This is a genomic window from Neobacillus sp. 204 (assembly GCF_046562815.1).
Lineage (GTDB): Bacteria > Bacillota > Bacilli > Bacillales > Cytobacillaceae > Neobacillus.
In genome coordinates this window covers 12673-33242 of the sequence record NZ_JBJORY010000025.1, presented here as the reverse complement: position 1 = coordinate 33242, position 20570 = coordinate 12673, and the positions used below count along the sequence as shown (strand labels likewise).

Annotated in this window: 22 protein-coding genes; all 22 read right to left on the bottom strand. The window is 39.3% G+C overall.

Annotated features, from left to right (window positions below; all coding sequences use genetic code 11):
- Window positions 1-88: 88 nt before the first annotated feature.
- The 22 genes from ACJ004_RS28655 to rnmV all read right to left on the bottom strand — a co-directional run bounded on the left by ACJ004_RS28655 (window position 89) and on the right by rnmV (window position 20397).
- A complete protein-coding gene (locus ACJ004_RS28655) occupies window positions 89-463 on the bottom strand; it encodes an FtsB family cell division protein (protein ID WP_410896483.1) in 375 nt (124 codons plus the stop codon).
- Between the two features lie 13 nt (window positions 464-476).
- On the bottom strand, window positions 477-1109 hold the full coding sequence (yabQ, locus tag ACJ004_RS28650; RefSeq protein WP_410896482.1) for a spore cortex biosynthesis protein YabQ: 633 nt from the start codon (window positions 1107-1109) through the stop codon (window positions 477-479).
- Window positions 1106-1408, bottom strand: a complete 303-nt coding sequence (gene yabP / locus ACJ004_RS28645) for a sporulation protein YabP (RefSeq protein WP_410896481.1) — start codon at window positions 1406-1408, stop codon at window positions 1106-1108. The genes yabQ and yabP overlap by 4 nt, the downstream gene beginning before the upstream one ends.
- Window positions 1409-1485: 77 nt before the next feature.
- On the bottom strand, window positions 1486-1761 hold the full coding sequence (locus tag ACJ004_RS28640; RefSeq protein ID WP_026565458.1) for an RNA-binding S4 domain-containing protein: 276 nt from the start codon (window positions 1759-1761) through the stop codon (window positions 1486-1488).
- Window positions 1762-1778: 17 nt separating this feature from the next.
- A complete protein-coding gene (gene yabN / locus ACJ004_RS28635) occupies window positions 1779-3248 on the bottom strand; it encodes a bifunctional methyltransferase/pyrophosphohydrolase YabN (RefSeq protein WP_410896480.1) in 1470 nt (489 codons plus the stop codon).
- Window positions 3242-4858: a putative polysaccharide biosynthesis protein gene (locus ACJ004_RS28630; RefSeq protein WP_410896479.1), complete on the bottom strand. Its 1617-nt coding sequence runs from the start codon at window positions 4856-4858 to the stop codon at window positions 3242-3244. The genes yabN and ACJ004_RS28630 overlap by 7 nt, the downstream gene beginning before the upstream one ends.
- 161 nt (window positions 4859-5019) lie before the next feature.
- Window positions 5020-5556, bottom strand: a complete 537-nt coding sequence (gene spoVT / locus ACJ004_RS28625; protein WP_410896501.1) for a stage V sporulation protein T — start codon at window positions 5554-5556, stop codon at window positions 5020-5022.
- A 232-nt stretch (window positions 5557-5788) separates the two neighbouring features.
- Complete coding sequence (gene mfd / locus ACJ004_RS28620) at window positions 5789-9334, bottom strand: transcription-repair coupling factor (RefSeq protein WP_410896478.1); 3546 nt, start codon at window positions 9332-9334, stop codon at window positions 5789-5791.
- 102 nt (window positions 9335-9436) lie between these two features.
- On the bottom strand, window positions 9437-9667 hold the full coding sequence (fin, locus tag ACJ004_RS28615) for an anti-sigma-F factor Fin (protein ID WP_410896477.1): 231 nt from the start codon (window positions 9665-9667) through the stop codon (window positions 9437-9439).
- Between the two features lie 141 nt (window positions 9668-9808).
- Window positions 9809-10369 carry an aminoacyl-tRNA hydrolase gene (gene pth, locus ACJ004_RS28610; RefSeq protein ID WP_410896476.1) on the bottom strand — a complete coding sequence of 187 codons (561 nt, stop codon included), beginning with the start codon at window positions 10367-10369 and terminating at the stop codon, window positions 9809-9811.
- A 173-nt stretch (window positions 10370-10542) separates the two neighbouring features.
- The gene (locus ACJ004_RS28605) at window positions 10543-11172 is read right to left on the bottom strand and encodes a 50S ribosomal protein L25/general stress protein Ctc (protein WP_410896475.1); all 630 of its coding nucleotides are present in this window, start codon (window positions 11170-11172) and stop codon (window positions 10543-10545) included.
- Window positions 11173-11508: 336 nt separating this feature from the next.
- Complete coding sequence (locus ACJ004_RS28600) at window positions 11509-12465, bottom strand: ribose-phosphate diphosphokinase (protein ID WP_410896474.1); 957 nt, start codon at window positions 12463-12465, stop codon at window positions 11509-11511.
- A gap of 23 nt (window positions 12466-12488) precedes the next feature.
- Complete coding sequence (gene glmU, locus ACJ004_RS28595) at window positions 12489-13862, bottom strand: bifunctional UDP-N-acetylglucosamine diphosphorylase/glucosamine-1-phosphate N-acetyltransferase GlmU (RefSeq protein ID WP_410896473.1); 1374 nt, start codon at window positions 13860-13862, stop codon at window positions 12489-12491.
- A 240-nt stretch (window positions 13863-14102) separates the two neighbouring features.
- Complete coding sequence (gene spoVG / locus ACJ004_RS28590; protein ID WP_026565468.1) at window positions 14103-14393, bottom strand: septation regulator SpoVG; 291 nt, start codon at window positions 14391-14393, stop codon at window positions 14103-14105.
- A gap of 149 nt (window positions 14394-14542) precedes the next feature.
- Window positions 14543-14917: a RidA family protein gene (locus ACJ004_RS28585; protein ID WP_410896472.1), complete on the bottom strand. Its 375-nt coding sequence runs from the start codon at window positions 14915-14917 to the stop codon at window positions 14543-14545.
- 15 nt (window positions 14918-14932) lie between these two features.
- Window positions 14933-15751, bottom strand: coding sequence for a pur operon repressor (gene purR, locus ACJ004_RS28580; RefSeq protein ID WP_410896471.1), 819 nt, complete (start codon window positions 15749-15751; stop codon window positions 14933-14935).
- Between the two features lie 56 nt (window positions 15752-15807).
- The gene (ispE, locus tag ACJ004_RS28575; RefSeq protein WP_410896470.1) at window positions 15808-16677 is read right to left on the bottom strand and encodes a 4-(cytidine 5'-diphospho)-2-C-methyl-D-erythritol kinase; all 870 of its coding nucleotides are present in this window, start codon (window positions 16675-16677) and stop codon (window positions 15808-15810) included.
- A gap of 413 nt (window positions 16678-17090) precedes the next feature.
- Window positions 17091-17279 carry a small, acid-soluble spore protein, alpha/beta type gene (locus ACJ004_RS28570; protein ID WP_410896469.1) on the bottom strand — a complete coding sequence of 63 codons (189 nt, stop codon included), beginning with the start codon at window positions 17277-17279 and terminating at the stop codon, window positions 17091-17093.
- A gap of 174 nt (window positions 17280-17453) precedes the next feature.
- Entirely contained in the window at window positions 17454-17717 is a 264-nt protein-coding gene (gene veg, locus ACJ004_RS28565) for a biofilm formation stimulator Veg (protein ID WP_066249244.1), read from the bottom strand.
- 207 nt (window positions 17718-17924) lie between these two features.
- Window positions 17925-18809, bottom strand: a complete 885-nt coding sequence (gene yabG / locus ACJ004_RS28560) for a sporulation peptidase YabG (protein ID WP_410896468.1) — start codon at window positions 18807-18809, stop codon at window positions 17925-17927.
- A 156-nt stretch (window positions 18810-18965) separates the two neighbouring features.
- The gene (gene rsmA, locus ACJ004_RS28555; protein ID WP_410896467.1) at window positions 18966-19844 is read right to left on the bottom strand and encodes a 16S rRNA (adenine(1518)-N(6)/adenine(1519)-N(6))-dimethyltransferase RsmA; all 879 of its coding nucleotides are present in this window, start codon (window positions 19842-19844) and stop codon (window positions 18966-18968) included.
- Window positions 19837-20397: a ribonuclease M5 gene (gene rnmV / locus ACJ004_RS28550; protein WP_410896466.1), complete on the bottom strand. Its 561-nt coding sequence runs from the start codon at window positions 20395-20397 to the stop codon at window positions 19837-19839. The genes rsmA and rnmV overlap by 8 nt, the downstream gene beginning before the upstream one ends.
- Window positions 20398-20570: the final 173 nt, after the last annotated feature.

Sequence of the window (20570 nt, the reverse complement as noted above, 5' to 3'; positions counted from 1 at the left end):
CTTAAAAGTATAAAAAATCAATCTTACTCTATATTATACAAAAAGAAAAAAATCAGTGTCAATATGACTATAAATTGGTTCTTTTCCCCTAATTTTCATCAGGGATATTAAAAATGATTTCACCTTTATCGGAGAAAAAGTATTCTTTTCTGGCTAGCTTTGCAATATAATCATCATCATTTAATTTAATAATATTTTCATTTAGAATATCTTGCTGATCCTTTAACTTCGTTAACTCATGATCAAGCTGCTTCTTTTGCGCCATTTTAGCATTAAGCTTTGCTGTTTGGGAAATGTTACTTGAAATCAATAAGTAAGAGAGAATGCTAGCAAGAGCCAGAAACATCGTTAGCCGCCTTGCTAATAATTTCTTTTTCCTAGCTGAGGCAATTTCTGCATATTCCTGCTGCTTTACAAAGGTTGTCTGAATTTTGGATACACTTCTTTTTCGTTCTGCTCCCATTTCCCTCACCGCCTTACTCGTTTCGTTTCTTCCATCTATTAATTAACTTAGTAGTATAATTCCTGATTCTCTGAAAAATTCCTGCCGTTTTATTATATAACTTCTCGACGGATTTTTTAATACTTTTCGGCAAAAGTTTCCAAAAAAGCAACAGGATTTTTTGTAATGGGAATAAAATGATTTTTACTATTAATAGTAAAACCTTGCTAATAAATTTAACAAGAGTTAATAGTCCCCTGCCAATCGCCACGATAATAATGATAATTAACTGAATAAGGCCAACGATTGGTTTATAAACTAAGAGATGGAAGGTCTTTTTTATAAGGCGGATGATCGCAATAATTGATTTTATGACAAATTCCAGCAAGTGAAGATAGATTCCTTTAAATAAACTCTGGTAAGCGGCAAATCCACAAATAAGAGCGAGGAAGATATAAAATCTAAGCTCGCCATTATTGACTAGGAATAGGGTATAAAAAATAATTACTGCTTGAATAATCCAAAAGAGCAAATCATTAATAAATACAATCCACTGCTTTCTTTTCGGCCGATTCAAAAACCGCTGATAGGTGTCGAACATTGCACCAAACAATGAACCCATTCCAATCATGGAAAGCAAGGTGAAGAATTGAGTCGAGAGGGTCATCGGAATAACTTACTAAAGAATCCTTTAGCTTTCTCCCCGTGCTGTTCATCAAGGTAAACTAAATCAAAGATTTTCCCCTTAATTGAAACAAGCCCCTTTTCTACATCTAGATTTTTCATTTGCAGGTTTTGCCCTTTGATTGCTAAAAATCCCATTGAAGTTTCAAGTAAAAACTCCTCATTATCAAAACTTTCTACTTGCTTAACTCCAGTGATGTCAAGCAACTTTCGGCCCCTCATGATGACATCATGTTCTGGAACGCTGCTCTTTGACGGATTACTTTCATAATATTGGCTCATTAACATCCCTCACAATCATTTGTACAACCTTTTTTATACATATTTATGTGAAGGATTATAGAATTAGAACCCTGTTACTAAAAGGGCGATTCTGTTGAGCCAATTCTTTCTTCATTAATAATCGTATACATTTCTGCCGCTTCTTCTTTGCGTGTGGTATCCTGAATTCGGTCAATCCTTGCGGTTACCTTCCTTTGCCCCAAACGGATCGTTAATTCATCGCCGACTTTTACGGTTGAACTGGCCTTTGCCTCTTTCCCATTAATCTCAATTCGGCCTTGATCCGATACTTCTTTTGCCAGGGTCCTTCTTTTTATTAAACGAGAAACTTTTAAAAATTTATCAAGACGCATATCTGTGTCCCCCTTTTTTATAGTCCTTCTAACTTTGCTTGATCCCAGTACTGGTCGAGTTGTTCTAAGGTATGTTCCTCAAATGTTCGGCCGCTTTCCTTTACCTTTTGCTCGACAAACTGAAACCGGCGTGTAAACTTTTCGTTCGTTTCAAACAAAGCTTCTTCCGGATGGATTTTTAAGAATCTGGCGACATTCACAAACGCAAATAATAAATCTCCAAATTCGCCTTTCGCCCGTACCATGCCTGCTTCGGTTCCATCTAATTCATGGACAAATTCTTCAAGCTCCTCTTTCACTTTCTCCAGCGCAGGGGTAATTTCCTGCCAATCAAAGCCAACCTTGGCAGCTTTCTTTTGAAGTTCATAGGCTCTTAACAGATTTGGTAATGCCATTGACACTCCCTCAATGAAAGAAGTGGGTTCTTCTTCACCTTTTTCCTGCTTCTTAATCTCCTGCCAATTCCGAACTACCTCTTCGGCATTATCCGCCTTACCTGTTCCAAAAACATGGGGATGGCGTCGAATCATTTTCGCTGATATGCCTTCAATAATGTCATCAATTGAAAAATACCCATCATCCTCACCAATTTGCGCATGGAGCATGACCTGTAGAAGCACATCTCCGAGTTCTTCAATTAAATGGTCTATATCTCCACTATTAATTGCATCAATCACTTCGTAGGTTTCTTCAATTAAGTATTTTTTTAATGACTCATGTGTTTGCTCCCGGTCCCATGGACAGCCAGTTGGACTCCTAAGTTCGGCAATAATTTCCCTAAGCTTAGAAAAATTCTTTAACAGAATTTGTTCCTCTTTAACGGGCGGGATATAAACAGACGTCAGATTGTTGATCGATACATTTCGATCCAGCTCATACAAAGGTACTTTCTCGATGCTTTCCTGACTGCTTCCCGCAGCTGTAACGATATACAACCAGTAATCATCAGGCAATTTATCCATCAGTGTTAACTTCACATCGGAAGCCACAAATTGATCGTAGACCTGGCTAATAATCATATGTTGATCAATTTGTAATTGCTCTTTGTTTAACGATGTTCCGTCAAGTAATTGGAACCCTTCAATTGGGTCAATCTGTAACGAGGTAAATAAGGCGTCAATAAAACTTTGCCCTCCGCCAATCGTGATTTCAATTTCCTGTTTTGGACCATAGTCAAGCAGAAGCTGTACAGTCCGCTCCGCCACCAGTGGATGACCTGGTACAGCATATACCACCGTCTCGCGGCCGGCCTTATCCATTAGGGTCTGAACAATTTCTTCATATACTTCCTCAAATTGCTCATGCTTTTCATAAATGGCATCAAATGAGGTATAAGTAAATCCTTCTTTCTCTAATTCAGCGACAACAGGATGCTCTTTCGTCCGTAAAAATACCTCGCCAGTGTTCAGTAATTTTTTATACACTCCAACAGGAAGCTGTTCTAAATCCCCCGCACCTAAACCAACAATTTCAATCTTTTTCACCATTTATTCCTATCCTTTCGGGCCATTAATTTTATTAATTTACTTCCTAATGGAAATAATGATAGTTCTTCTTCACGAAACACGCTACCTCTAATGATCAAAAATAAAAAGAGGAATCCACCCAATATAGCGGAACTTAACGATTGAAAGACAGCCTCGAATCGTCCAACCTCATCGGAGCCCAACGTATATAAATAAACTTTTAAGAAGACAACCATTGCTGCTGTCGCCATGACCACCGTCCACCAAAAGCGAAGGGAAAATAGAGAGATCCGGGTGATCTTCTTAAATCGGACTACTAACAGTGCTGTGACTAGCCCTATTGAAACTAGTGATGAAATGGCAGCACCCATGGTCCCATAGATCGGAACGAAAATACCATTTAGGATATATTTTAAAGGAAAGGCACATAGAGCAGCAATTGCAGGAAACAGCATCACACCTAGTCCTTGCATAATCGCAATAATCGTTGATGTTATCGATGTAAACAAAATCATAAAACCAAGCACACCTAAGACCTCAGAACCGGCGTTATTTTTAAAAAGCATCGTATTAGTTGGTTCAATAATGGCCCATAGTCCGGCTGATGCCCCGACACCAATAATCACACTTACCTTAAGCGCTACTTGAATTTTGTGGTGTAAAAACTCCGGTTTGGCCGACAATCGTTCTCTCGTAATTAAGGGAACAAGTGTTAAAGACATGGAAGTCGCCGCGATGGTTCCTAACTGAATAAGCGGCTGTCCACGGTCAAATATCCCTTTAAGACCTTTAGCCATGTCTTTTTCAATACCAGTTGAGACAAGCAAGGAGAAAAGATTTAACGAATCTCCTAATTGAATAAAAATCATCAGCATTCCGCTTATACAAACCGTTAGGCCTTGAAAGACCAGTGCCTTTAAGATTCGGGTGGCCTCGCCTGCATAACTTTTAAATATCCCTGGACTAGGGGCTATTACCTTCCATTCTTTACGGATCCATAAAAACATAAACAAGATGATTCCTGAAACCAAACTGCCTGTTATCGAGCCAAACATCGCTCCTCCACCGACTAAATACAGAGAATAACCTTTTTCCATAAAAAGATAGGCCAAAAAGAGAATCGTTACAACCCGTGTCGATTGTTCCCCTACTTGAGATAAGGCCGTGGGAACCATGTCGCCACTTCCTTGGTAATAGCCGCGTAAGATTGACATTAACGGAAACAGCAAAAACACAATGGAGACCACTCGTAATAGGATGGATAGATGTGGGTCGTTCATCCAAACAGCGATGCTGCCCGCCCCAAAATAAAGAATTAAGAAACAAAGAAAGCCAAATAATTGCAAATAGATAAAGGAGACAAACAAAAGGAGGCGTGGTTTAAAATCGTCCCCTTTCTGTTTCTGCTCCGCATACAGTTTAGAGATAACTACTGGAAAGCCCGTCGTCGAAAGGACGATGGCGATCCCATAAAACGGGTACACTTGTTGGTATATGTAAAAACCAATATCTCCGACAATGTTTTGAAAGGGAATTCGGTAAAAGGCACTTAAAATTTTCGTAATAAGTGCGGCAAGCATTAAGATAAAAGCTCCTCTAAACAGAGCCTTTGATGGATTCACAGACTTCATTCATTCACCTACCAAGAAAAGCGTAAGCGCCCAGTTTAGCGGCGAAGTACACTAGCCACTGGGCCGCTTGCGCTAGACAATAAATACAAACTCGAAAGTTATTATAGCACAAGGAGAGCCGTATTTAAGCTAAATAAAAAAGACAGCTCTCGCTGCCTTTTTTATGATTCCATTTGTCGTGCGAGGAAACCTGCTGCGGTTTCAACCGCCTTTTGTTCCACTTCGCCAAGAGATCCTTCTTTAGAAAAAATAATAACTGCCCCGATTGGGTCACCATTTGCAATGATTGGTCCAATGGTATAGGAAGTTAATGCTTCCTCATTTCCATCCACCAAGGCAATATCGCCTTTTTGATTGTTTAGGACTGAATTTCGTTCTTCCATTGTTTTTTCAACAACATCACTAATATTTTTATTTAAGTACTCTTTCTTAGAACCTCCAGCCATTGCGATAACAGAATCTCTATCACAAATTAATACGGGGTTTCCGAGGCTATCGAAAAGGGCTTCAGCATATTCTTTCGCAAAATCACCTAATTCACTAATAGGTGAATACTTTTTTAAGATGACTTCTCCGTCACGATCAACAAATATCTCTAACGGATCCCCTTCGCGTATACGCAAAGTTCTGCGTATTTCTTTGGGAATGACAACACGACCCAAATCATCGATTCGACGAACTATTCCAGTTGCTTTCATCCAATGTTGCCTCACTTTCATCTGATGATTATTCAACTTGGTAATGATTCTTCCTTCCTGAATTTGTAATCATCACCAACTTTGAACTTAGTATCTTTCATCTGGAAAGTTATATACATAAACGTAATATTTTTTCAAATATCATAGAATTATCCCAAATTGGATAAAGCTTCATTCTTTTGGAATGGTTTGGTCGAACTAAAATAACTGGGCAAAACCACATTGTGTTGCCTTAATTTACAGGGTTTTCATGGCCTTTCTTGGCTTTAGATACGCCCTTAACCATTTCGAAGGCAATATTCAGCCATTGGGAAGTAGAATATTCCTTGGTCCTTATGACAATTTTCAGTCTTGGACCTTCCATACCCGGATTAACATTTCGGCCAAACTGACTGCCAATTTGGAAAATCTTACTACCATCAATGGTGTTGGTCACTTCTTCATTTATTAATATGGTGACTTCTTGTTTAATCTGTTTAATTTGTTCAACACCATTTAAAAGAGCATAAACCTTCATCTCAGCGATTTGAAATAAGCAGGAAACTTCCTCAGGATACTCACCAAAACGGTCAAGCATTTCCGACTCGAGTTCTTCAATATCCTCGAGGGTTTCTGTACCCCTGAACCGTTTGTACATCTCTATTTTTTGATGCCCATCCTTAATATATGTATCAGGGATATAGGCATCAATTTCAAGGTCTATTTCCACCGACTTTTTGACGGCAGCTCCAGTCACACCGATATTTATTTTCCGCTCTTCAATGGCCTCTTTTAACATCTGTGAATAAAGGTCAAAACCAACGGAGTCAATAAAGCCGTGCTGCTGGGCACCCAGTAAATTACCTGCCCCTCTGATTGATAAATCTCGCATGGCAATTTTAAAACCAGAACCTAATTCAGTAAATTCCTTAATGGCTTGGAGGCGTTTTTCTGCGACCTCCGTTAATACTTTATCTTTCCGATAAGTGAAATAAGCGTAGGCAACACGATTAGACCGGCCGACACGACCACGGAGCTGATAAAGCTGGGAAAGCCCCATCCGATCCGCATCAAAGACAATTAACGTATTTACATTCGGTATGTCCACACCGGTTTCAATAATCGTGGTGCTCACAAGGACATCATATTCACCCGCTAAAAAGCCAATCATCACCGTTTCCAATTCATTTTCTGACATCTGCCCATGGGCATAGACCACTCGTGCATCGGGGACAAGCATCGATATTTCCTCGGCTTTACGTTCAATATCTTCAACTTTGTTATATAAAAAGTATACTTGTCCGTCCCGGGCTAGCTCTCTCTCAATCGCTTCCCGCACCAATGCTCCATTGTATTCCATTACATACGTTTGGACAGGGAATCGATTTTCAGGTGGTGTTTCTATCACAGATAAATCACGGACACCGAGCATCGACATGTGCAGTGTACGAGGGATCGGCGTTGCCGTTAATGTTAACACATCCACATTGGTTTTTAGTTTCTTAATTTTTTCTTTATGTGTAACACCGAACCGCTGCTCTTCATCAATAATTAACAAGCCTAAATCACGATAAACAATATCTTTTGAAAGCAGGCGGTGTGTCCCAACGACAATATCAATGGTCCCTGCTTTTAACCCTTTCATTGTTTCCGTTTGTTGTTTTTTCGTTCGGAAGCGGCTTAACAAGCCAATATTAATCGGATAATCTTGGAACCTCTCCCGTAATGTTTCATGATGCTGCTGGGCCAAAATCGTTGTCGGAACAAGAAAAGCCACTTGTTTCCCGTCAGCGATTGCTTTGAATGCAGCTCGAATCGCTACCTCTGTTTTTCCATAGCCAACGTCCCCGCAAAGGAGACGATCCATCGGTCGCGGTCTTTCCATGTCTTTTTTAATCTCATGAATGGAACGCAACTGATCCTCGGTTTCTTGGTACGCAAACGATGTTTCAAACTCTCTTTGCAAATCGCCATCCGGTGAATAGGCATAGCCAACTGCTGATTCCCGTTCTGCATACAATTTAATTAAATCGTCTGCAATATCTTGAACGGAAGATTGAACCTTCTTCTTGACCTTTTTCCAATCGGTTCCACCCAGTTTATAGATCTTTGGCTCTTTACCTTCCGATCCCACATACTTCATGACCAGATCAATCTGTTCCACAGGGACATACAGTTTGTCTGTTCCTTGATAACGAATATGGAGATAATCCTTATGAATCCCGTTAATTACAAGCGTTTCAATCCCTAAATACTTCCCTATTCCATGATTAACGTGAACAACATAATCACCAATTTTAAGCTCAGAGTAACTCTTAATTCTTTCAGCATTTGATAGTTTTTGGCGATTAGTAGATTTTTTGACCCGTTTATTAAATAGTTCTTCCTCAGTAATGACAGCTATTTTCTGGATAGACAGCTCAAAACCTGTTTGGAGATTCCCTTGCATAATCTGAACTCTACCAGGCGACAGCTGCTGTTCACCCTTGATAACACTGGCACTAATTTCATAATCCTCGAGGACGCGCTCTAGCTTTTTGACCCGCTCTTCATCAGGTCCTAAAAATAAAATAGAATAATTGCCTTTTTTCCATCTCTCGACCTCTGCTTTTAACAAATGCATCTGACCGTGGAAGTTTTGCATTTGCTTGCAGGAAATATTAATAATATTTTGTGGACTGGTATTGGCTACATGGCGCAAAAATAAGGACATATAAACGATCGGCAGTTCCTTTTTTTGCAAAAGCACAGCAAGATCATGGGAAATATGTAAATCATGGACAATCTGACCGGTGCCAAGTAAACTTGTATACCATTCTGCTTCTTCTTTTACTAAGGAATCATTCATTTCTTGGACGCGGCTTATTTCGTCAATAAATACAAGTCCATTACTTGGCAGGTAGTCTAGTAGACTACTAGCCCTATCGTAGGCTAGTGATAAGTATTTAAAGACTTGGTCAGGCTTTTGCCCATTTTTTAACTGTTCCAATTCAAAACTGATATTTTGGGAAAGCTGCATTTTTGCTTTATCATCTTTTAATTTTCTTAGGCTTTGACCTAATCCGACTTCAAGTTTTTCAACAATGGCCCTATAATTCTCTGCCTCTAACAATACTTCTGTTGCAGGTCCAATCAGAATCTCTGAAACCTTTTCTTTCGAACGTTGGTCTTCTAAGGAGAAAGAACGAATCGAATCAATTTCTGTATCAAATAGTTCAATTCGAATTGGATTTGCTTCCGTAAGAGGATAAATATCGATGATTCCGCCTCTGACACTAAATTCACCGGGCGTTGTCACCATTTCGGCTCGAACATACCCCATTTTGACAAATGTATTTAAGGTCTGATCAATATTTATGTCTTCTCCTAATTTTAACGAGAGTTGGTATTCTTTCCATAAAGACTTAGGAGGTACAATCTTTTTTAACCCTGCCATCGGGACAATTAATATTCCTTTATTATGCTTGCTCCAGTAGTTTAAGGTTTCTATTCTTTGTGCTTTTAACTCTGGGCTAGCAATACCCATCTCTGCAGCAATTAACTCATTGGCAGGAAAAAGAAAAACTTCCTTCTCACTTAATAGATTGACAATATCATCATAAAGTTTTTGAGCTTGTAATAGATTGTGGGTGACGAGCATAATCGGTCTTTGCATTTGTTCATAAATGGACGCTGTTAAAACGGTTCGAGACGAACCCGATAACCCAGCAATTAGCTGCTCTTTTAATCCTTCTTCCACTCCTGCAATTACAGAATGGACATCTTCCTGCTTGAGGAATAACGATTTTAACGCATTCAAGGTTTCTCCTCCCTCCTTCTTCCATAAAAAATCATATAATTAACATTCTTATATTAGTAAATTATAAATAGAAAAACGCTTTGGATATCAGTCCAAAGCTGGTTAGTGAATAAGAAAATCGTATTGGTGGTAATCTGGATTCCGCTCTAAAGCTTCCTGACAATCCTCACAGATAGCTGTGATGTGAATATCGCCAGATGAGTCATACGCAACCATTTCCAGTCTTTCTTGATCATTTAATTTATGCAGACCGAGGGCTTCGCTGTGTATAGATGCTTTATCAATCGAACCAAGTTTCGTACCACAATGACGACAATGGTAATGGATAGCCACGCCTGTCCCTCCCTAATCTAGGATTCCTTACTAGTATTATCCTTAAAGGAGGAACTTATTCAATTAGAAACCGCTATCATCATGCTTCACCGTATCTTTTTATTGCTTATTGTATGAAACGAATGGGTAAATCATGAATCATTACTGATTATATTCATTCATTACCTGTAAGAACGGCTTCTCCAGCCACGCTGTACAGGCTGCTGCACTTTTATTCACTGCTTCTTCCATTGGCGCCTTTTCATCCGGACGAAAACGGCCAAGAACATAATCAGGCACACTCATTCCTGACTGAGGGCGGTCAACCCCAATTCTTATTCTGTTAAACTCCTGTGTCCCAAGATGGGCTATTGTCGACTTAATTCCATTATGTCCACCTGGACTCCCTTTTTGCCTTAGTCTAATCTTTCCAACTGGCAAATCAAGGTCATCATAAATCACAAGTAGATCTTCTTCGGCTATTTCATAATAATCCATGACAGCTCTAATCGATTCTCCGGATAGGTTCATATAGGTAAGCGGTTTTAATAAAATGACCTTTTCTCCTTGATAAAAACCCATTCCGTACAGTCCTTTAAATTTAGACTGATTAAGCGGAATCGAAAATTTACTGGAAAGTGTGTCAATGACCTCAAATCCAATATTATGCCTAGTATTTTCATATTGTTTCCCAGGGTTACCTAAACCAACAATTAATTTCATTCTGGGTCCCACCTCTTCCGGTTTAGCCAACCTTTTAAATATTTTTCGAAACATCGCTTTTTTCTCCCATGAGATTGTCATGTGGTAAAAGACGTAACCTATAAAGATTACGCCTTGCTACTCTTAATTTACAGTGAACCGTGAACATTGTCTAGCCCAATTGCATGATCTTTCTATTCAGGAGTGGTCTCTCTGCCTTCTTCATTATCAGGATGTCCTTCTTCTTGTTGTTCGCCGGAGTTAATTTCCTCTTCCTGCTTTGGAGGAAGGATGGAAGCAACTACTTCATCGTCCTCATGGTTAATAGAAAAGGCACCTGCTGAAGGAATATCACCCATAGTTACGGTTTCGCCTACCTGTAGGTTAGAGATATCCACTTCAATTTGTTGCGGAATATTATCTGGAGTAGATGTAATTGAAATTTGATGTAGTGGCTGCTGCAAGACACCACCATCTTTGACACCAGCAGCATCACCAACTAGCACAAGTCTTACATCTACATTAATCTTAGAAGATTTATCGACAGCCAAGAAATCAACATGGATGATTTCCTTTTTAATCGAATCCGCTTGATAATCAGTCAAAATAACATCCTGTTTGCTGCCGTCTACATCAAGAGAAATAACTCCATTCCTGCCCACTTGACGGATCGTCTTTGTTAAGTCTGCTGAACTAATAACCACGGGTTTGCTATCGACCTTTGAACCATAAATGATGGCGGGAATATTTCCTGTCTCTCTTATGGCCTTCAATGCGGAGTGACGGAATTCCTTCCGTTCCTTTGCTTGTAAAACAGTACTCATGTTTAATCACTCTCCTATTTTATTAAGGCAATTTTTCGTATAGATTGTTGTTTTTCGTATAAGTTCATTAAACCGTATAACTAGATACTTCGTGGCCTCTTTTCGTAAGAACATTTGCGAAAATTGCCAAGAAAATTAGGAAAATGATCCTTATTAAGCTCCAAAAGCAACAAAGTTTACGAAAAGAGCCTAAATCAAAAACTGTCTATATAAAAATGCCCCAAAATAGGATGGTCTAAACATTTTTTTCGACTGTTTATCCAAAACAGGAAAATGACAACTGACTCAAAACTTAAAACAGGATCCAGCCAGATAGGCCAGATCCTAATTAAATGATCAATCAAATAAAGTACTTACGGATTGCTCTTCGTGAACACGAATAATCGCTTCACCAAGAAGTGGGGCAACGGATAGATTAACAATTTTATCGATCTTTTTCTCTTCTGGAAGGGCGATTGAATTCGTAATAACTAATTCTTTGATTTTCGAATTTTGAATTCTTTCGATTGCAGGTCCAGATAATACTGGATGGGTACAGCAAGCATATACTTCTGATGCCCCATTTTCAATTAATGCATTAGCAGCCAGGGTGATTGTACCAGCTGTATCAATGATATCATCAATTAGAATAGCAATTTTCCCTTCAATGTTACCAACAATATTCATTACTTCCGCGACATTTGGTCTTGGACGACGTTTATCAATAATAGCAATTGGTGCTTTTAATCGTTCAGCCATTTTCCGAGCCCTTGTTACACCGCCATGGTCTGGTGACACAATAACAATGTCCCCTTGGAATTCTCTAGCCTTAAAATAATCTGATAAAATAGGAACGCCCATTAAATGATCAGTCGGGATATCAAAGAATCCTTGAATTTGTGGTGCGTGCAGATCAAGACAGATAACACGGGTTGCTCCTGCTGTTTCAAGCAGAGTTGCCACTAATTTAGCTGTAATCGGCTCACGGGCACGTGCCTTACGGTCCTGACGTGCATAGCCATAATAAGGCATAACAATGTTAATAGTCTTGGCCGAAGCTCTTTTTAACGCATCAATCATGATTAATAATTCCATGATATTTTCATTAACTGGCTGGCTAGTCGACTGGATGACATACACATCACCGCCACGGATACTTTCTTCGATATTAATTTGAATTTCTCCGTCACTAAATCTTGTTACAGAACATTTACCTAATTCAACACCGATGACTTTCGCAATTTCACTTGCAAGCGGAAGATTTGAATTTAAACTAAATACCTTAAGATTTGGGTCTAAATATTGATTCGACATGATAGCCTCCTAAATTGATTCGCTTATTTCTTTAGATTCAGCTTCTGGACATAATTTTCCTTATTTACTTGCTGCGCCCGGGCAATCGATAAGGCTTCACCTGGTACATCTTTCGTAATCGTTGAACCAGCTGCCACGTATGCACCTTTCCCAATCGTAACAGGAGCAACTAGATTAGAATTACAACCAATAAAGACTCCATCTTCAATTTTGGTTAAAAATTTATTTTTACCGTCGTAATTAACTGTTATAGAGCCGCAGCCAATGTTCACATCGGAACCTACTTCTGCGTCACCAATATAACTTAGGTGGGAGGCTTTGCTTCCTTTTCCAAAAACAGCTTTTTTAATTTCGACGAAGTTGCCTATTTTCACTTCATCTTGTATCGTGGATTCTGGACGAATATGAGCGAATGGCCCAATATTGACATAAGCACCGATAGAACTATTATGTGCAACTGATTGACGGACTACCGTTTCCGCACCAATTTCACACGAATCAATTTCAGAATTTGGACCAATGTAACATTCTGCTCCAATCACGGTTTTACCTTTGATCATCGTTCCTGGATAGATCACCGTGTCCTGTCCGATTTCGACACCCGTTTCAATGTAGGTATTAGCAGGGTCAATGATGGTTACCCCGTTCCTCATATGCGCTGCATTTGTGCGACTGCGCATAATTCGCTCAGCCTCGGCTAAGGCCACGCGGTCATTCACACCTAAAGTTTCTTCCAAGTCACTTGTTTGGAAAGCTGTAACTACTTCCCCTTGTTTCTTTAAAATTTCGATGACATCAGGTAAATAATATTCGCCTTGAACATTGTCATTCGAAACATTCTTTAAGGCTTCAAATAACGCCGTATTATCAAAACAATAGGTTCCTGTATTGATTTCATTTATTTTTCTTTCGTCTTCAGAGGCATCTTTGTGTTCCACAATTTTTTCAACCAAACCGTCTACGTTACGAATAATTCGTCCGTATCCTGTCGGGTCTTCAATTCTTGCTGTAAGAATCGTTGCTTTTGCCCCTAACTCTTCATGATGCTTAAACAAAGCTTCCATTGTTTCAGCCTTAATCAATGGTGTATCACCACAAACAACAATCGTGACACCGGCTTTGCCTTCAAGTACACTCTGTGCTTGGCTTACAGCATGTGCAGTTCCTAGCTGTTGATCCTGAAGGGCATATTGACTGGTTTCACCTAACTGTGCTTTCACCATTTCTGCCCCATGACCAATAATTGTGACAATTTCTTGTATATTAAGCTTCATTACTTGGTCAACCACATGTTGAACCATCGGTTTTCCGCATACTGGGTGTAATACTTTATATAGCTTAGATTTCATCCGCGTGCCTTGTCCAGCGGCTAAAATCACAGCATAACGATTAGACATGAACAGTCCCCCAATTAACCTTTTTATCCATTAAAAATATTAACGTAAATGAGCGCTCTTTTCAAGGTATGTGAAGGAAGTGTCTATTTTTGTAATAATGAGTTTATTTACGAAAGAGAGTTATTATGAGGGGTGTGCTAATGAGGATAGGTGGCGAATAGATACCGGATCAGCCCAAGGAGTGACTTTTGCACAATAAAAAGAGCCTTCATAGAAGAAAGGCCCTAGTTGTAAAAATCCTTAGGAAGCTCCGGCTTCTTCAAATTCTACTTCTAATTCACCTAGACGGTGGTACTCAGCCAAAACAGCTTCTTGGATTTTACCGCGTGTTCCTGAATTGATTGGATGCGCAATGTCACGAAATTCTCCATCCGGAGTACGTTTGCTTGGCATAGCTACAAATAAACCGTTGTTTCCGTCAATAACACGAATGTCATGAACAACAAACTCATTGTCCAAAGTGATTGATGCAATCGCTCTCATTCTACCATCTGTGCTAACGCGGCGTAATCTTACGTCAGTTACTTCCATGTGCTCACACCCTTTTCTATAGATAAAAAGCTAAGTAAATAAATTCAACAACTTTTTCAAATATCCTTCTTTATATTCAAAATATTTTTTAAAAATTAGGGCAAATCAGTGAACACATTATAAATTTGGAAGTAAATGGATAAATTTTCTTATTTAACGAGTGCAATTACCTCGATTTCTACTAAAACATCTTTTGGCAAACGAGCCACTTCTACACATGAACGAGCAGGTTTATGAATGGAGAAGTATTCACCATAGACCTTATTTAATGCCGCGAAATCATCCATATTTTTAATAAATACTGTCGTCTTTACAACCGTTTCAAATGATGCACCAGCAGCTGTTAATACCGCCTGCAAATTTTGAAACACTTGGTGGGCTTGTTCTTTGATATCCCCTGTTACTAAAGAGCCTTCTGCTGTTAATGGAATTTGTCCTGAACTATAGAACAGGTTATTAACAATGATCCCTTGTGAATATGGGCCAATAGCTGCTGGTGCTTGATTTGTTTCTATTACTTTCATACTTTTACCCTCCATCTATTTTTTTAAGTAATTGCCGGCTTGAACCTTAATCTTCTTTTCTTTCACATCTACATAAGATAACTGTACGAGAGAAGTATATTCATCAACGAGCCGTTCTTGTATTTTTTCTGCCTCTACTAGAACAGCAATCCCAGCCAGATGTCCATTAAATTCCTCAAGCAGGCTGATCATTCCCATGACCGTTCCGCCGGCTTTCATAAAATCATCGACGATAAGGACGCGTGAACCTTCTTTCATACTTCGTTTAGATAGAACCATTGTTTGGATTCTCTTCGTTGAACCAGACACATAATTAATGCTAACGGTTGGACCTTCGGTAACCTTACTATCTCTACGGACAATCACAACGGGAACATTCAACTGACTCGCCACTGCATAAGCAAGCGGTATTCCTTTTGTGGCAACGGTCATGACCACGTCTATTTTTGCATCTGTATAGGCAGAGGCAATAATGCGTCCAGCCTTTTGAACCACCTGAGGATTGCCCAAAATATCGGTTAAGTATAAATATCCTCCTGGTAGGAGTCTGTCAGGCTTGGCAATTAGATCACACAATTCATTGATAAAAGGTACTGCTTTTTCATGACTTACTTTTACAAAGAATTTCACCCCGCCTGATGCCCCAGGTACGGTTTGGATGGTTCCAATTCCTCTTTTTTCAAATGTCTCTTTGATAATAGCCAAATCTTCACTAATTGATGATTTCGCAGATGCATAACGTTCAGCAAAAAAGGTAAGCGGTACTAATTGTCGAGGATGATCCAGTAAATAATTAGTCATATCAATCAACCGTTCACTGCGGCGAAATTTCATAACAAGCCCCCAAAAACACGAATATTCTATCCATAGAATACCATTTTTGTACGTTTTTAATCAAGTGAGTGTCGTTCCCCTAACATTCGGACGGCAAATACTTGATCACAGAATCCTCTTAATCCGTTATAAATTCGATGCATTCTTGAATCATGCTGAACAATTCCAAACACAGTCGGCCCGCTGCCGCTCATTAAGACAGCATCGGCACCAAAACGTTTCATTTGTTCCTTGATGAGTGCAACTTCAGGGTGAAGGTTCAACGTCACCTCTTCTAAGACATTCCCGACGTTCTCGCACACTTTATGGTAATCATGTTCCTTAATTGCTCCAATCATACCAGCAATGTCGGGATGAACCGTTTCATTGAGATCCAGCCTTCGGTATACTTCCGCTGTCGATACCCCTATAAAAGGCTTTGCTAGGATGACCCAGCATGTTGGCGGGGCAGGTAATTCGGTAATTACTTCCCCTCTGCCTTTTGCCAAGGCTGTTCCACCATAGACACAAAAGGAGACATCCGACCCTATTTCGCTGCCTAGTTCAGCCAATTCATCCATGGTTAGTCCGAGATTCCAAAGCTTATTTAGACCCCTTAACGTGGCTGCTGCATCACTGCTTCCCCCTGCTAGTCCTGCAGCAACAGGAATGGTTTTTTCAATTGAAATCAATACACCTTGTTTTACATTGAATCGATCCTTCAAGAGCTGGGCAGCCTGAAAAGCTAAATTACGCTGGTCATCAGGGACATAGCGATTGTGAGAATGAATATGTATTTTATTTTCGTTTAATAATGATAGTTCCACCCGGTCAGCCAAATCTATCGTGGTCATAATCATTTCCACCTCATGATAGCCATCGGGTCGTTTGTGTAAAACATCTAATGCTAAATTTATTTTGGCCGGTGCTTTTACTAAAAGCTTCACTACGTCCACCTACTTCTATATAATCCACTGTTTCCGAAAATCCACATTTTGTCCTATTTTACCACAAAACGATAAAAGTAAGACGTGCGATATGAGAAATCCTATCAAATTTCATATTTTATTATAAGTTTTAGAAGAAAAAGGTTATAAATTGGAAAGGCTCTTTTCGTAAACTTTGTTGCTTTTGGAGCTTTATAAGGGTCATTTACTTAGTTTCAAGGCAATTTTCGCAAAGGTTCTTACGAAAAGATGCCACGAAGCAAATAGTAATACGGATTGATGAACTTATACGAAAAGCAACAATCTATGCGAAAATAGCCATTGGAAACAAGAAGGCCAGAGGAGATTGTCCTCTGGCCTTGCTGAAGTATGTGATTGAATAAAATTTTAAGCGGAAGTACCTTATTTAGAAGTTACACCCTTGGATCCCGATTAGCTAACTGTGCTTGTGCAAGCTCAACAGCACGCTTGACCATATTCCCTGCATCTTTTGCCTTTATGCCGCCCCATCCTTCTTTTTGAACGACATCATAAAATCCAAGTTCTTTTGCAAGTTCTTCTTTAAAGTGACTGGACATTATTCCTCTTCTTCTTCTGCCCATCTAAACAACCCCTTTCATACTACAGCATTCTTAGTATGGGAAAAATACGAGGTTTTCATGACTGATAACATTTTGATTGAGTTCTCTGAATCTAATTCTAACGCGTAGAAGTTTCCGCTTTTTAGAAAGCAAAAAGCAGTAAACTATTGTTTACTGCTGCAAATTGCTTATATACTAATTTAAGGCTAAATGTCCTGATGCATCTTCGTAGAAAGTGATTTGAACTGTTTCTGTTAAAACATCCGCATAGCTATAAGAAACACGTTCGAATGAATTTTCATCCTGATCTAATTCAATAACAAAAACAGATGGATAAGTTTCAGCTAAAACACCGGAACGTTCAATCGTTTTTCGACGCCCTCCGTTGGCTTTAAGCAGTAATCTTTTCCCTAAATTTGTGTCAAGAGCCTTTTTAATATCGGCTAAGGTTTTTGGCATTCGGTCCACCTCACTGTGTAAAGTATAACACACTGACATACTCATGTCAAACAAAAACATAAATTATATCAGTCAAACAAAAAGATTGTCAATATTTTTTGTTCTACTTTTTCTTCTAAAATTCAACATTTTTAGCTTGCCTTATAATATCGGGGAATATGTATCGTCCAAAAAATAAAAAAATAAGCCTTTTTGAATTGCAAAGGCTTATTCATCCTCTTCTTGGATTGGCCGATAAGGCATCCCTGTCCGTAACACTCCCTTTGTTTCGATTCCTCCCAGTCCCTTCTCACCTGTTAAAGTGTTCCGTAACACGTCCCACACGTTAATTCGTTCCATAAAAGGGGTAAAGCTGATTTTGGCGACAATATACACCGGGTCAAGAGCATGGATGTTTATTCTTGAGGGGGAACTGGCAAAGTTCGCTCCGGCATGAATCAAGGATTCAAAATGCGATTGACAAGCACCAGCGAAAATAACAAGCTGATCCAAGTGGGGTATTTTCTTCCGTGCTTCCTTTACCGTTTGGACAAAATGTTTAGAATGACGGTAGGCATTTATATCCGTCATCTTTCCCTTTGCTTTTGAATATGCATCATGTCCAGTGATTACAAGAATATCCGGACGATACAAATCAATCAGTTCACCAATTCGATTAGGCATTTCCTTTTCATTACAGTGTATACCTAACACAGGGATTCCTACTTTTTCATATAACATCATACATTTCTTCAAGTAGGTTGGATCACCATCTAGATGGAGGACCTTCCCTGGCATTTGAAAATAATTATTTGGTTTTACATATCCGCTAGTTGCTTCGTATTCCTGACGATGCTTGATTAATTCAACATCTTGTTTAAATAGCCGAAAAGACTGTTCCTCAAGTGTCCGGTACTCATTCTTTAGTTTCACTCTTTGATTATAGTCAATAACAACCAAATCCTCGTATGGTGCATCTGCAACGAGCCGAAAATCCTCTCCATATAGGACTGCAAACTTCTGGTCGTTTATTTTTCTAATATCAATAATTCGAAAGAGAATATCACAGTTATACGAACGCCTGCCGACAATATCATTTAATTTTATATCCACTGTCGTCACTCCAATAAGACCAGTAATGGGCCCTTAAATAAGGTTTCTATCGTAGGCTATGCGACTGCTTAACTTTTTGTGAAAAGGTCTGTTAAATTGGAATGTTGAAATTAGCATAGTCTAGTGAAAAAAAATAGACCCTTGGCAAAGGGTCTACTAGTGGAAAAATGGATATAGTTCTTCGCTTAAACGGCCAAATTCCTCTAAGGAAAGGGTTTCACCTCGCCGGGCAGGATCAATTCCACTTGCACTTAAGGCCTGAAGGATCTCCTCCTTCTTTTGTTTCCCATCTGGCAGCTGGCTTGTTAGATTATTAAGCAGAGTTTTTCTTCGCTGAGCGAAGCTTGCCCTTGTCACTTGAAAAAAGAACGCCTCATCGGTAACTGAAACCGCTGGTTGTTCCCTCTTTGTCAGTCGAATAACAGCTGAGTCGACATTCGGCTGCGGCACAAACACCGTTTTCGGGACAATCATAACAGTCTCAGCCTCTGTGTAATACTGAACAGCGATGGAAAGAGATCCATACTCCTTCGTCCCTGGCCGCGCTGAAATTCGGTCTGCCACCTCTTTTTGAAGCATACAAACAATTCCGCGAATCGGCAGGTGCTCTTCAAGAAGTTTCATAATAATTGGCGTTGTCACATAGTAAGGTAAATTAGCAACGACCATTATATCGTTCATTTCCGTGAATTCTTCGGCAATTACTTCGGCAACATCTGCCTCTAGCACATCGTTATGAATGATTTTTACGTTTGGATAAGGTGATAACGTGTCCGTTAAGATGGGCAATAAACGTTGATCGATCTCAAAGGCAACGACCTTTTTACTCGTGCGGGCCAACTGTTCGGTAAGCGCGCCAATACCTGGTCCGATTTCAATCGCACCAGAATTTTCAGTTAGATCGGCAAAGCTGACAATTTTTTTTAAGATATTTGTATCGATTAAAAAGTTTTGACCCAGACTCTTCTTAAAAGAAAAACCGTATTTATTTAGAATTTCTTTTGTTCTTACTGGGGTAGCAATATCTTTATTCATGTAGTTCCTCCTGACGTACAACCCTTAGTGCTTCTGAGAATTCTTGTTTACTGATTTGGAACATCATTAAGCGCTTATGGAGCTGTTTCCCATTTGTGTAACCTATTTTTAATAATTTACCAAGCATAATTCTTCTTTCTTTCGCTCCTTCACCGCCAATCAATCCAGCAGTTAGTAAGTCCTCTTGTGTTATTTCTTCTGTAAACGTTTCACTCATGACCTGAGCATCCTTTAGTGCCTCTTGGATTACTTCAGGGCTGGCATGCTCCACTCCAAGGCTTTCGCCGACCTTTCCCATAGCCGCTTCCTTTGTTAAAAAAGCATGTTTACAACCAGGAACAGCTTCAGCAATAATCTTTCGGATTTTTTCACCTGGAAAATCAGGATCAGTAAAGATGATTACGCCTCTTGTCTGTTGCGCACGTCGAACCTTTTCAATGGTAACCTCGTTTACAGCTGATCCATTTGTTTCAATTGTATCAGCATTTACTGCTCGTTTAATTGCTGTTGTATCATCTTTGCCTTCAACAACAATAATTTCTTTAATCTTCATTTTAATAGTGTAGGCCTCCGTAATAAAAAAAATAAAAAAATGAAAAAAACTTGAAACATTTTTGTAATGTCCCTCGTCTATATTATTGAACGCATTCATATAATTAAGTAAGAAAAGCGGCAGCACCCGCTTAGCTGGATATACTGTTTTTATAACTATGTATTCGTTGTTAG